At 62.2% G+C, this 13,508-nt stretch carries 11 protein-coding genes and 1 pseudogene; 7 read left to right on the top strand and 5 right to left on the bottom strand.

Features of this window, described 5'->3' with window-relative positions:
* Positions 1-82 precede the first annotated feature (82 nt).
* A complete protein-coding gene (locus CI807_RS20760) occupies positions 83-1,012 on the bottom strand; it encodes a LysR substrate-binding domain-containing protein (protein ID WP_095016000.1) in 930 nt (309 codons plus the stop codon).
* Positions 1,013-1,247: 235 nt separating this feature from the next.
* Here CI807_RS20760 and CI807_RS20755 point away from each other — a divergent pair, with 235 nt between their 5' ends.
* The 6 genes from CI807_RS20755 to CI807_RS20730 all read left to right on the top strand — a co-directional run bounded on the left by CI807_RS20755 (position 1,248) and on the right by CI807_RS20730 (position 8,632).
* On the top strand, positions 1,248-2,891 hold the full coding sequence (locus CI807_RS20755) for an ABC transporter substrate-binding protein (RefSeq protein WP_095015999.1): 1,644 nt from the start codon (positions 1,248-1,250) through the stop codon (positions 2,889-2,891).
* Between the two features lie 47 nt (positions 2,892-2,938).
* Entirely contained in the window at positions 2,939-3,892 is a 954-nt protein-coding gene (locus CI807_RS20750; RefSeq protein ID WP_095017589.1) for an ABC transporter permease, read from the top strand.
* Complete coding sequence (locus CI807_RS20745; RefSeq protein WP_095015998.1) at positions 3,889-4,725, top strand: ABC transporter permease; 837 nt, start codon at positions 3,889-3,891, stop codon at positions 4,723-4,725. The genes CI807_RS20750 and CI807_RS20745 overlap by 4 nt, the downstream gene beginning before the upstream one ends.
* Before the next feature lie 2 nt (positions 4,726-4,727).
* Entirely contained in the window at positions 4,728-6,368 is a 1,641-nt protein-coding gene (locus CI807_RS20740; protein ID WP_095015997.1) for an ABC transporter ATP-binding protein, read from the top strand.
* An 84-nt stretch (positions 6,369-6,452) separates the two neighbouring features.
* Positions 6,453-7,622, top strand: a complete 1,170-nt coding sequence (locus CI807_RS20735) for a hypothetical protein (protein ID WP_095015996.1) — start codon at positions 6,453-6,455, stop codon at positions 7,620-7,622.
* Positions 7,623-7,756: 134 nt separating this feature from the next.
* Positions 7,757-8,632, top strand: coding sequence for a LysR substrate-binding domain-containing protein (locus CI807_RS20730; protein WP_095015995.1), 876 nt, complete (start codon positions 7,757-7,759; stop codon positions 8,630-8,632).
* Here CI807_RS20730 and CI807_RS20725 read toward each other — a convergent pair.
* The 4 genes from CI807_RS20725 to fae form a co-directional block, all read right to left on the bottom strand.
* Positions 8,579-9,955 (bottom strand): MFS transporter, encoded by a 1,377-nt coding sequence (locus tag CI807_RS20725; protein ID WP_095015994.1) that lies wholly within the window; start codon positions 9,953-9,955, stop codon positions 8,579-8,581. The two genes, CI807_RS20730 and CI807_RS20725, sit on opposite strands and share 54 nt — an antisense overlap.
* Before the next feature lie 73 nt (positions 9,956-10,028).
* On the bottom strand, positions 10,029-11,462 hold the full coding sequence (locus CI807_RS20720) for an NAD-dependent succinate-semialdehyde dehydrogenase (RefSeq protein ID WP_095015993.1): 1,434 nt from the start codon (positions 11,460-11,462) through the stop codon (positions 10,029-10,031).
* The gene (locus tag CI807_RS20715; protein ID WP_095015992.1) at positions 11,459-12,493 is read right to left on the bottom strand and encodes an aldo/keto reductase; all 1,035 of its coding nucleotides are present in this window, start codon (positions 12,491-12,493) and stop codon (positions 11,459-11,461) included. The genes CI807_RS20720 and CI807_RS20715 overlap by 4 nt, the downstream gene beginning before the upstream one ends.
* Positions 12,494-12,503: 10 nt before the next feature.
* Positions 12,504-13,016 (bottom strand): formaldehyde-activating enzyme, encoded by a 513-nt coding sequence (fae, locus tag CI807_RS20710; protein WP_095015991.1) that lies wholly within the window; start codon positions 13,014-13,016, stop codon positions 12,504-12,506.
* Between the two features lie 300 nt (positions 13,017-13,316).
* Here fae and CI807_RS20705 point away from each other — a divergent pair.
* Positions 13,317-13,508 (top strand): annotated as a pseudogene (locus tag CI807_RS20705) (ribonucleotide-diphosphate reductase subunit beta); the annotation flags it as partial.

Here is a 13,508-nt window from a genome sequence, read left to right as displayed (position 1 = left end):
TTTCAAAAGTGACCCGCCGTAAGGGCGGAACCAATCCCCGCCATCACCCAAATAACGGATATGCACCCAATCAAACCCCCACTCAAACAGCCGCAGTCGAAGGCTCCAACTGCCGCTGCGCCAACCAGATCTCCTCCTGCAACCACTGCCCAAACACCTGCAACTGCGGCATATCCGTCTGCTCCGGCCGCGTCACCAGCCAATACGACTGGTGCCCCTCCACATGCACATTCAACACCTGGGTCAACTGCCCGGACGCCAGCTCCGCCGCCACCATATGCCAGTCAGCAATGGTAATCCCCAACCCGTCCGTAGCCGCCCGAATAGCCAGATCCAACAGATCGAACTCATACCCCCCCTGCGTATCCACCCCATGGATCCGCGCCGCATCCAACCAATGTTTCCACGTGAGATACCGCTGATCCTCACTGGCCAACACATGCAGCAACGTCATGCGATTAAGGTCCACCCCATCACTGCATTCACGGGCATACAGCGACGGCGCGCACACTGCAATGTGCCGCTCCTGAACCAACAACGAACTGTCCAACCCATCCCACTCGCCGTTACCAAAGCGAATCGCACAATCAAGGGTGCTGGTCTGCGCCAGGCTGTCCTGCAAACAGGTGGTGATGCTCAGTTCAAGCTCGGGATGGGCTTCCCGCAGGCGCCCCAGGCGCGGCATCAACCAGCGGCTGGTGAAGGTCGGCGGTGCGTTGATGTGCAGGCGGTTGGAGTGGGTTTTCTGCTGGATACTGCGCACCGTCAGTTCGATCTTGTCGAACGATTGGTGCAGCGCGCGCAGCAAAACGCGACCCGCGCTGGTCAGTTCCAGATGGTGGTGGCGCCGCTCCAGCAGGTGCTCGCCCAATTGCTCTTCCAACTGCCGGACCTGGCGACTGACCGCGCTCTGGGTCACGTTCAACAGCTGCGCCGCCCGAGTAAAACTGCCGGTACTGCCGGCCACTTCGAAAGCTTTGAGGGCATTGAGACCGGGCATTTTGCGTTTCATGGCGAGCACTCGAATACGACTGGCAAGGTGCCAAGCATCCCACGAGCCGTAGGAAATTTCCTAGCCAACATGATTTTTTGTATCAACCAAAGCGTCTATCTCGACGTCTCGCCCTGATCACGCCAACTAACATGCATTTAACGAACGTTTAACGGCTGAATTTATCGTTTGTCGATCTTTGCGTGGATGACAAAACTGCGGGCATCTCTAATAAAAACAACATGAGAGCAGCCCCATGTCCGACTCCAACGTTCTAGCGACCCTGGACGGTAACGCGCCGCACCCCGCTGTCGACGCACTGTGCAATCAAGTACAGCGCGGCGAGATCAACCGCCGCCAATTCCTGCGCACCGCCGCCCTGCTCGGCATCACTGCAGCCAGTGCCTCCACCTTCATCGGTTCAGCCTTGCTGGGCAACGACGCCCGGGCTGCCGACGGCACGCCCGCCCGTCAAGGCGGCAGCCTGCGGTTTGCCTGCGCCATCCAGGAAATCCAGGACCCGATGCTGATCACCTGGATCGAAGCCTCGAACCTGTTGCGCAACTCCCTGGAATACCTGACCTGGGTCGACGCCGATAACATTACCCACCCCTACCTGGCCGAGAGCTGGAGCCCTTCCGAGGACCTCACCACCTGGACCTTCAACCTGCGCCAGGACGTGAAGTGGAGCAACGGCGACAGCTTCAACGTCGACGACGTGCAGCACAATATCCAGCGCTGGATTGCCGCCGACTCCAAGTCGGTCAACCGCACCGCGTTCCAGGACATCAAGGCCTTCGAAAAAGTCAGCGACTACCAGTTCCGCCTGCAGCTCAAGCGGCCGATCCTGGCGATCCCGGAGATGCTCAACGCCTTCACCTGCGCCCTGGTGCATCGCAGCTTCAAGGCCGGCGATGACTGGGCGAAAAACCCGCTGGCCACCGGGCCGTTCAAGCTGGTGTCGTTTGCCGTGAACAAGCAGGCGACCTTCGCCAAGCGCACCGACTATTGGGGCAAACCGGCCAACCTCGACGAGCTGCGCTACATCGACATGGGCACCGACGTGTCCACCCACCTCGCCGCCCTGCAAGCCGGCCAAGTCGACGTGCTGTACCGCGTCACCGTGGCCGAGCTGGACCTGGCCAAGCGCCTGCCGGGCGCGCAATTGCTCAGCTGCAAATCCGCGCAGACCGTGGTGATGCGCATGGCCTGCGACCAGAAGCCCTTCACCGATGTGCGCGTGCGCAAGGCCGTAGTGCTCTGCGCCGACAATGCGCAGATGCTCAAGGTCGCCTATCGCGGCATGGGCACGCTGGGCGAAGACCATCATGTGGCCCCTTCCCACCCCGAGTATTTCCCGCTGCCCAAGCGTGAACGTGACGTGGCCGCCGCGAAGAAACTGCTGGCCGAAGCAGGCTTTGCCAATGGCCTGGACATCGACCTGATCGTCGGCAATACCCAAGGCCGTTATGAACAGGACTGCGCGCAGATCCTGCAACAGAACTGCCGGGAAGCCGGGATCCGCATCAATCTCAAAGTGGTTCCGGCGGCGCAGTACTGGCCGATCTGGGACAAGGCCGCGTTCAGCCTGACCTACTGGGCGCATCGCCCGCTCGGCGTAATGTCCCTGGAACTGGCCTACCGTGGCGGTGGCGCCTGGAACGAAAGCCACTATAGCGACCCGGCCTTCGACGCGGCTCTGGACAAAGCCATGGGCATCATCGACCCGAAACAGCGCGCCGTGGCCATGCAGAGCGTCGAGCAGATCCTGCAGGACGCCTGCGTGATCGTGCAGCCGTTCTGGGGCGACAAGTTCACCGCCGTGAGCAAAAAGGTGCAGGGCTTCCAGGTGCACCCTTCCGACTTCTACCCCATGGGCAATGTCTGGCTGAGTGCCTGAATCACTGGCGCAACACACCTCCCATTCCCCGTCGGAGCATGCACCTGATGGCTCATTTTCTATTGCGCAAACTGCTGATGCTGTTGGCGACGCTGCTGTCGGTGTCGCTGATTGTGTTCCTGGCCCTGGAGTTGAACATCGAGGACGTGGCGATCAACGTCCTCGGCCCCTACTCCGCCGCCGACCAGCGCGCGGCATGGCTGCTGGAACACGGCTACAACCAACCCTTCGTGTGGCGCTACTTGGTGTGGCTCAAGGACTTCGTGACCGGCGACTGGGGCACCTCGGTGTATTTCCGCGAGCCGGTGCTCAAGCTGCTGCTGCCCAACCTGTGGCAAACCCTGACCCTGGCCGGGCTGGCCTTGCTGGTGATGGTGCCGGTGGCGTTGACCCTGGGCATTCTCGCCGGGATTCGCCAGGGCTCGCTGATCGACCGGCTGGTGTCATTCCTGTCGATTGTCACCACCTCGATCCCGGACTTCGCCAGTGCGGTGTTCGTCTCGGCAATCTTTGTGTTCTGGCTCAACTGGCTGCCCGGCGTGAGCAGCATGAGTGATGGCTTCAGCGCCGTGGAACTGGTGCTGCCGCTGATGGTGCTGTGCCTGTTCGGCATCGGCTACCTGGCGCGTATCACCCGCGCGTCGATGGTGGAAGTCATGCAAGCGCCGTATATCCGCACTGCACGGCTCAAAGGTGCGTCCACTACGCGCATTGTGCTGCGCCACGCGTTGCGCAACGTGCTGATCGCGCCGGTCACGGTGATCATGCTGTACATCCCGTGGCTGCTGTCGAACGTGATCGTGGTGGAGGTGTTTTTCGCCTACAAGGGCTTCGGCTCGCTGCTGTACACCGCGTCGCTCAACCATGACGTCTACTTGATCGAAGCCTGCGCGATGATCAGCGGCGTGGTGGTGGGCATCAGCAAGATCTTCTCGGACCTGGCCTATACCTGGCTCAACCCGCGCATCACCCTGCACAGTCCCGGCGGAGGCCGCCAATGAACCTGCTCAACGCCTTCAAGCATCCCCTGGCCCTACTCGGCCTGCTACTGGTCGGCGGCTGGGTGCTGATCGCCCTGTGCGCGCCGTGGCTGGCGCCCCATGATCCGCTGGAAAACTTCACGCCGTTGCTCACACCGATGACCGCCAGCGACGACGGTGCACGCTTTTTGCTCGGCACCGACATGATCGGCCGGGACATCCTTTCGCGCCTGATCTGGGGCACGCGCACCGTGCTGTTCTGGTCGATCCTCGCCACGCTGACCGCGTTTGCCGTGGGCATCGCCATGGGCCTGTGCGCCGGTTACTTCAACGGCTGGGTGGATGCGGCGCTGTCCTACGTGGCCGACACCGTGCTGTCGTTCCCGGTGTTGGTGCTGTACATCGTGATCATCATCGCCCTCGGCGCGTCGGCGCTGAATATCCTGATTGCGGTGACCTTCACCAGCGCCCCGGCGATCTTCCGCATCATGCGTGCGCTGACCATCGACATCCGCTCGCGCGACTACGTGCTCAGCGCCATCACCCAGGGCGAAGGCTCGCTGCGCATCATGCTGGTGGAAATCCTGCCCAACTGCGGCGGCCCGCTGATCGTCGATTTCTGCCTGCGCATCGGCTATACCGCGATCATGATCGGTGCCCTGGGCTTCCTCGGCCTCGGCCTGCCACCGCCCACCCCGGACTGGGGCGGCATGATCAACGACGGCCGCGCCATGGCCATTTCCTTCCCGCACCTGGTGATCTTTCCCTGCATCGCCATCTCCACCTTGATGCTTGGCCTGAGCCTGCTCGCCGATGGGCTGGATGAACACGCGCAGCAAGGCGCAAGGAGTTGAGCATGAACAGCCAGCAAACCGTATTGCGGGTCGACAACCTCAGCGTCGAACTGCCCAAGGGCGCCGACCGTAGCCACGCCGTGCACGGCATCAGCCTGGAGGTGCGCAAGGGCGAAATCCTCTGCGTGATCGGTGAGTCGGGCTCGGGCAAGTCCGTGCTGTCGGCGGCGATCATGGGCGATTACGCCAAGGGATTGCGACATGCGGGTGGGGTCATCGACTTTCTCGGTGATGACATATGCACCCTGGACGACACCCGTCTGCGCGCCCTGCGTGGCAACCGTATCGCGATGATCTTCCAGGAACCCATGGCGGCGCTGAACCCGGCGATTCGTATCGGCAAGCAAGTCGAAGAAATCTTCGACATCCACGCCCCGCAGATGCCCACCGCCGAGCGCCGTGAACGCATGCTCGCGCTGCTGGAGTCCACCCAACTGCCGGACCCACCGCGCATCGCCAACAGCTTTCCCCATCAATTATCCGGCGGCCAATGCCAGCGCGTAGTGATCGCCATGGCCTTGACGATGAACCCGGATTTACTGATCGCCGACGAGCCCACCACCGCCCTTGACGTGACCACCCAGGCCCAGGTGCTGAAGCTGGTGCGCGACCTGCGCGGGCGGGGGCAACACGGCATTCTGTTTATCACCCATGACTTCGGCGTGGTGGCGCAGATCGCCGACCGCATTGCCGTGATGGAAGGCGGCCGCCTGGTGGAGATCGGCGAGCGTGACCAGGTGCTGAACGCACCGGCCCACGCCTACACACGCAAACTGATCGCAGCCGTTCCGGCGCTGCACCCGGAGCTGCATGCGCCGAGTGCCGAAGGCGAAATGGCCCTGCGCATCGAGCACCTGACCAAGACCTACACCGTCGGCGGCAGCTCGGTGGCGGCGCTGCGCGATGTGTCGCTGAACCTGCCACGGGGCAAGACCCTGGCGATTGTCGGCGAGTCCGGCTCGGGCAAAAGCACCCTGGTCAAAGCCGCGATTCGTCTGGTGGACAGCGACAGCGGGCATGTATGGGTGGGCGATACCGATTTCCTGGCCTTGAGCGGCTCGGCGCTGGCGGCCAATCGGCGGCGTATCCAGATGATTTTCCAGGACCCCTACGGTTCGTTGAATCCGCGCCATCGCGTCGGCGACATCATCGCTCGCGCCGCGCAATTGCGTGGGTTATCGGCCAAGGACGCCTGGGCTGAGGCCGGGGACTTGCTGGAACAGGTGGGCTTGAAGCGTGATGCGTTGCAGCGCAAGCCCCGGCAGTTCTCCGGTGGTCAGCGCCAGCGTATCGGCATCGCTCGCGCCCTGGCGATGCGACCGGAAGTGCTGATTGCCGATGAAAGCGTGTCGGCGCTGGATGTGTCGGTGCAAAAGCAGGTGCTGGAGTTACTGGCCGACCTGCAGAAGCAGCTGAACCTGAGCATCCTGTTCATTACCCATGACCTGCGGGTGGCCGCGCAGATCAGCGACCACATCGCCGTGATGCGCCAAGGGGAAGTGGTGGAGTACGGCACCGCCGAACAGGTGCTGCTGCGCCCGCAGAACAGTTACACCCAGGCGCTGCTGGCCGCTGCGCCGGGCGCGTCCGAACTGCCCGTCGCCGGACCGCCCTTGCGGCTGATCCGCCCCACGGCTCACTGAGCTGAACCCTTTTCCCTGCGTCGCAGCGTTCGCTGCGGCAACGGGCTGCTGTTGCCCAAAAAAACTAAAAACGAGAGTAAAACCATGCGACCAACGACGCGCTACTTCACCCTCATCCCCGTACTCGGCGCCCTCGCGGCACCGGCCATGGCCGTGCAGGTCACCGACAACCTCGACCTCGGCGGCGCCATCCGCGCGCGCTGGGACTACGACCCGGACCGCGACATCCAGAAGTTCGGCCTGGACACCGTGTTTCTCAGCGCCAAGTACAACTCCGACAGTTGGATCGGTGAAGCGCAGTACCGTTTCTACGGGCGCTCGTACCCCTACCAGTACACCAAGAACTACGGCGATATCCAGTTCGCCAAGTTCGCCTGGGTCGGCTACAAGTTCAACCCCGAGCAACAGGTGCAAGTGGGCCTGAACACCGTGCCATTCGGCTTGCAGCCCTACTTCGGCAGCACCTTCTACGAAACCCTGGGCAACGTGATCGGCCTGGAAGACGTGCAGCAGGTCGGCGCCAAATACGTGCAGCAGAGCGGCGACTGGAACATCCAGGCCGGCTACTACCTGCGCCCGGCGTGGCAAGGCAAGGGCACCAGCAAGGGCGTGACCTATTCCAGCGTGGTGTCCGGCGCCGACAGTTACGTGGCCGACGGCAGCGACAACCAGGAACGCAACACCGTGGTGCTGCGCGTGGCCAAGGCCCTGGACCTGGGCGACTGGAAATCCGAAGTCGGCCTGTCCGGCCTCACGTCCACCCTGGAAAATAAAGACACCGGCAATGATGGCCGACGCAATGCCGTGGCCATCCACTACTTGGGCAAGAACGGCCCGTGGGGCCTGCAATTGCAGGCGGCGCGCCAGCAGATGTCGCCGCGCAACGCCGGTACGGACGAAGTGGTGACCCTAGGCGGGTATGACGGCACCTTCAACGTGGCCAGTCGCGGCAACCTGTATGTGGCGGACCTGAGTTATGACGTGGGCGGCAAGTACCTGTGGGATCAGGTCAGCGGTGTGAAACTGTATGCCAACTACAGCGCCTTCGATAAGTCCGCTGATGAGTTCAAGACCTCGCAGCGGGTGATCCTCGGCACGTCGTTTTCGTTCAGCAAGTTGTGGATCGCGACGGAGTGGTTGATCGGCAAGAATGACCCCTACATTGGTGGGAGCAGCTACACCCAGAGCCTGGGGGCTGGGGGTAGCAATCAGTGGGAAAATCAGCTGTACATGAACATTGGGTATTATTTCTAATCAGGCAGCGTTTTCGAAACCGCTATCGCCGGCAAGCCGGCTCCTACAGTTGAAATACGCCCCCCTGTAGGAGCCGGCTTGCCGGCGATGGCGTTAGCACAAACACAACAAAAACAATGTGTGGAACCCAAACCATGCGCCACCTCCCCGCCCTCAACATGCTCCGCGTCTTCGAAGAAGTCGCCCGCCACCGCAGCTTCAGCCAGGCCGCCGTGGGCCTCAACGTCACCCAGGGCGCAGTCAGCCGCCAGATCAAGCAACTGGAGGACTATCTTGGCGTTGCCCTCTTTATCCGCACGCCCCAAGGCTTGTCCCTGACGGAAGCCGGTTTTGCCCTCTCGCCGCACTTGAGCGACGCCTTCGACCATATCGAACGCGCCTTGCAAGCGGTGCGCGTGCCCAACCTGCGCCAGCGCCTGCGCATCGTCGCACCGCCGACCTGGGCCACCCGCTGGTTATCCGCGCATCTGCGGCGCTTCTGCGAACGTTATCCGGATATCAACCTCAGCGTCACCCACCAGGCGACTCACGACAACCTCGCGGAAATCGACTGCCAGATCCGTTTCGGCCTGGAACCGGCAGCGCATTGCAGCAGTGAGCTGCTGGTGATGGAGCGGCATATCGCGGTTGCCAGCCCGGAATTGTTCAGCGACGGCCAACCGCCGGACCTACGACGATTTCCGCTGCTGCATATCCTGCACGACGGCAAACGCTTGAAGGTCTGGGAAAACTGGCTGGCGGCCATGGGCCGGGAAGACGTTGATGCCGACCAGGGTCTGGAATTCAGCACCCTGGACCAGGTGATCCATACCGCCCTGGCAGGCGGTGGTCTGGCAGTGATCGACCGGCAGATGATCGAACGCGAGCTGGCCAACGGCAGCCTGTTGCCGATCACCCCCGTGGAAGTGATCGGCCCTTATGGCTATTGGCTGGATGTGGCGACGGACAAACAGGGTTTATCCAAGGTGCGGTTGTTTACGCAGTGGCTGGGCCAGGTCAGCAACCCCTGACACCGGCGGTGCCTCGGCCTTGCACGCCTGGCTCAGGGTCAGCGCCTTGGTTTCCGGGGCCCAGGCCCAGGAAATGAGCGCGCCGAACACCAGGATCGCCGCAAGAATGCCCATGGTCGGGCTCAAGCCAATCCCGGCCACGCTCACGGGCAGCAGGAAGGTGCTGATGGCCGAGCCCAAGCGACTCACAGCCGTAGCCAAGCCAATGCCGCTGGCGCGCACTTCGGTGGGAAAGCTTTCTGCCGGGAACACGCCGACCAAGTTGCTCACCGCCGACAGCACCAGCGTAAACACGCCGAAGGTCAGCACCATCAACCACGCCAGGCTGCCCGGCAACACCGCGAGCAAGAACAACGCTGCGGCCAGGATGATGAACGAGTTGATCAAGAAGCCCCGGCGCGAAAACTTCACCGTGCACCAAATACCGATCAACGCACCGATAATCAGCAGCAGATTAAGCAGCAACTCGGTGCCGAAGCCCTGGGACAAGCCCATCTTTTGCAGGATCGACGGCAAAAAGGTGTAGATCGCAAAGTACGGCATCACGATGCACACAAAGAACAGGCAGTTGAACGCGGTGCGCTTGCGGTACTCACGGCTGAACAGCACGCCATAGCCGGAGCGGGTTTGCGCGGACGGCTCTTCGTCCAGTACCACATGCTCGCCCAGGTGTTTCTTGACGATGGCGCGGGCTTCAGCAATGCGCCCACGGTTGACCAGCCAGCGCGGAGACTCCGGCGTGCCGATACGCGCGATCAGGATCAAGCCGGCCGGGATAGCCGACGACGCCAGCATCCAGCGCCAGGCGTCGTCGCCCAGGCTGAGCATCGCAGTGCCGACAAAGGTCGCGGCCACATAACCGAAGGTCCAGATCACGCTGAACGAGCCGAGCAACACACCGCGATGTTTCTTCGGCGAAAACTCCGCAAGCATGGCGTGGCCCACACTGAAATCGCCGCCCAGGCCAATGCCAATCAGGATGCGGCACAGCAACAAGCCCATGGCGGTCTCGGCATAGAACTGCATCACCGAGGCCACGGTGATCAGCACAAAGCTGACCAGGAAGATTTTCTGCCGACCGAGGGTGTCGGAGATCCAGCCGAAGAACAGGCTGCCCAGGAACAGGCCGATCAGGGCGGAAGCACCGATCAAGCCTTGCCAGAACGCGTCGAGTTGCATCTGTGGGCTGAGCAGGGTGAAGGCGATACCGATCAGGCCGAGGATGTAGCCGTCGGTGAAATGCGCGCCGAACGTCAGGCCGGCGATTTTCAGGTGAAAGCGGCCGATCGGCAGGTCGTCGATTTTGACGGGTTGAGCGGTCATGGGTGTTCTCCATATTGTTGTTCTTGACGGAGTAACAGCCGGTGCCCTCGCAGGTACCGGTTTGCAGCTGGGGTTAGAGCCCCCCCATCAACAGGTATTTGATCTCCAGGTAATCCTCCAGCCCGTACTTGGAACCTTCACGGCCCAGGCCCGATTCCTTGATGCCACCGAATGGCGCGACTTCGGTGGAGATGATCCCTTCGTTTATCCCCACCATGCCGGCTTCCAGGCCTTCGGCCATGCGCCATACGCGGCCGATGTCGCGGCTGTAGAAGTAGGCGGACAAGCCGAACGGCGTGTCATTGGCACGTTGCAGCACTTCGGCTTCGTCCTTGAAGCGGAAACACGCGGCTACCGGGCCGAAGGTTTCTTCCTGGGCGATCAGCATGTCGCCGTGGGCTTCGGTGAGGATGGTCGGTTCAAAGAAGGTGCCGCCCAGGGCATGGCGACGGCCGCCGCACAACAGCGTGGCGCCCTTCTCCAGGGCATCACCGACATGGGCTTCGACCTTGGCCAACGCGGCGGCGTTGATCAGCGGGCCCTGCTCCGTTTCGCCTTCCAAGGCACTGCCGACGCGCATCGCGTTGACAGCTTCGGCCAGTTTGCGGGTGAAGGCGTCGTACACGCCGTCCTGGATGAAGAAGCGGTTGACGCACACACAGGTCTGCCCGGTGTTGCGGAACTTGGAGGCCATGGCGCCTTTGACGGCAGCGTCCAGGTCGGCATCGTCGAACACAATGAACGGTGCGTTGCCGCCCAGTTCCAGGGAGACCTTTTTCAGGGTGTCCGCCGCCTGGCGCATCAGCAGCTTGCCGGTGCGGGTGGAACCGGTGAACGACAGCTTGCGCACCACACTGGAGGCTTGCAGTGCACCACCAATCGCCACCGCATCGCCGGAGACAATGTTGAACACACCCGCCGGAATCCCCGCCTGCTCGGCCAGCACCGCCAGGGCAAACGCCGACAGCGGGGTTTCTTCCGAAGGCTTGAGGATCATCGTGCACCCCGCCGCCAGCGCCGGGCCGACCTTGCGGGTGACCATGGCCAGGGGGAAGTTCCACGGCGTGATCGCCGCGACCACACCGATGGCTTCCTTGACCACGATGATGCGCGCATCCGCCTTGTGGCTCGGGATCACATCGCCATAAGCGCGCTTGGCTTCTTCACCAAACCACTCCAGAAAGCTCGCGGCGTAGACCACTTCGCCCATGGCTTCGGCCAGGGGTTTGCCCTGCTCCAGGCTGAGCAGTTGCGCCAGGTCCTTCTGATTGCTCAGCATCAGCTCGCTCCAGCGCTTTAGGCGCTGGCTGCGTTCCTTGGCGGTGAGCTTGCGCCAGGCCGGCAAGGCGCGGTTGGCGGCGTCGATGGCCAGGTTGGTTTCTTCGCCGGCGGCGCGCTGTACATCAGCGATCAGCGCGCCATTGGCCGGGTTGAGCACCGGGTAGGTCGGCCCACCGCTGGACCATTGGCCATCGATGTAGTTGCCCTTGCGGATCAGCGGGTTCATGCCACGGCCTCGATCAGATTGAAACGGTCCAGGCCCGGGCGGGCCTCACGCAGGATGCGCTTGCCGGCGGTGTAGTCGTTGATCACATCGCACGGGGTGTAATTGCGTTCCAGCTCATGCAATTCCTCGGCATCCAATTGGGTGTCCAAGGCGGCCAGTGCGCTATCGAATTGTTCGGTGGTGTCGGCGCCCACCAACATCACGTCGACGCCGGGATGGTTGGCGACCCAGGCCTGGGCGATCTGCGCGTTGGACACGCCACGGGCGCGGGCCACGCGTTGTACCGAGTGGGCGATGTCGAACGACGCCTGGTCGCTGTACATCTGCTGGGTGAAGAAGTCGGTCTGGTTGCGGGTCGACTGCACTTCACCGGTGAGCAAGCCACGGGCCAACGGGCTGAACACCGAGACGCCCAGGCCCTGGTCGCGGCAGAACGGAATCATCTCGCGCTCTTCTTCGCGGTAGGCGCAGTTCAGTTGCAGTTGCATATTGATCGGCTTGACCCAGCCATTGCGCTCGCAGGCCATGAGGATCTTGGCCAACTGGCCGGTGAGCATGGTCGACACGCCGATGTAGCGGGCCTTGCCGGAACGCACGATGTCGTTCAAGGCGCACAGGGTTTCTTCGACTGGGGTGTTCACGTCGAAGTAATGCAGCATGAACACGTCCACATAATCCATGCCGAGGCGGCTGAGGGAGGCGTCGATGCTGTCCATGATGTGCTTGCGCGAATGGCCGCTGGCGTTGATGCCGCTGCGGGTGCCGTAGCCGACCTTGGTGGTGACGACGATCTCGTCACGCCGCGCCACGCGTTTGAGGATGCGCCCTACGACTTCTTCGCCGACGCCGGCGGAATAGAAGTCGGCCAGATCAATGAAGTTGACGCCATTGGCCAGGGCGTGGGCGACGATGGGCTCACTTTGCTTTTCGTCGAAGATCCACGGTTTCCAGTCCGGGGTGCCCATGTTCATGGTGCCCAGGCACAGGCGCGAGACTTGCAGGCCGGAGTTGCCCAATCGAGTGTATTGCATGGGAATCTCCTCAGGCCTTTGGCGTGTAGAACGGGTTGCTGATGTGGTTGACCACGTCGGCCAACTCCGCGGTAAACGGCGTGCCGGTCAGGGCGGCGCGGATCGCGGTGCGGCAGGCGTTGTAGTTGTTCAGGTAGACGGCATCCAGGTCATCGCAGCCTGGGTTGACCCAGTTCGCGGTGACGATGGCCCACTCGTCTTCGGCTTCCGGCGGCAAAGTGCCGTCGAGCAGGGCTTCCAGCACCGCCTTGGCGATACCGGCCTGGGACGCGCCCCAGGTGGCGTTGCCGTGCAAATCGCTGCTGATTTCAGCCTTGTTGACGTACAGGGTCATGGGCTTGACCGGGATATTCGGTTGGGCAATCACCATGAACGGGCAATGGCCCTGGCTTGGTGACGCGAGGCTATTGGCGAACGCCTGGCCGGCCGGGCCGTTGCGTGGGCCGATCAGGATGTTGATGTGGGCCGCGTTGACGCCCGGGCCTTCGAAACCTTCGCCGATGTAGAGATCCAGTGTTTTCATTGCGCAAACGCTCGTTGTTGTTATGGGGAGCTGGTTGGCGAATTTTTAGCACTGGGTAGGAAAGCGGTCGTAACCATTAAAAGTCATGGGGCTGTGAGTTTTGCTCATATCCCTGCGACATCGACGGTCGTCTTGTGCGTTGACCATCGTTGTTACACACCATATAGTGTGCCCACAAACAAAACAGACCACTACATAGTGTGCAGTATCGGTATTTACCGACCACACTATGCGCAGTATTTCAATGCCTTGAAGCCTGCAAAAACACTTATTTTTCGAATACCAGGAAGGAGCATTTCCATGCTGAGTTGGGATGAAGTCGACAACGAAGACACCGGTGCAGCGGTGATCAAGGGCGCCAACGCCGGCCACGCCAGCGAAGCCAACATGGACCGTCTCGACGGTGCCGGCGCCGCCGCTGCGCTGGAAGCCCGTAACGTGACTGCCAACGACTCCGCCGCCATCGTGCGCGCCAAGGCCGCCCTGGACAAA

This window comes from Pseudomonas sp. NS1(2017) (assembly GCF_002269425.1).
GTDB classification, from domain to species: domain Bacteria; phylum Pseudomonadota; class Gammaproteobacteria; order Pseudomonadales; family Pseudomonadaceae; genus Aquipseudomonas; species Aquipseudomonas reactans.
The sequence above is the reverse complement of the archived record's forward strand: the minus strand, read 5'-3'. Positions and strand labels throughout refer to the sequence as shown.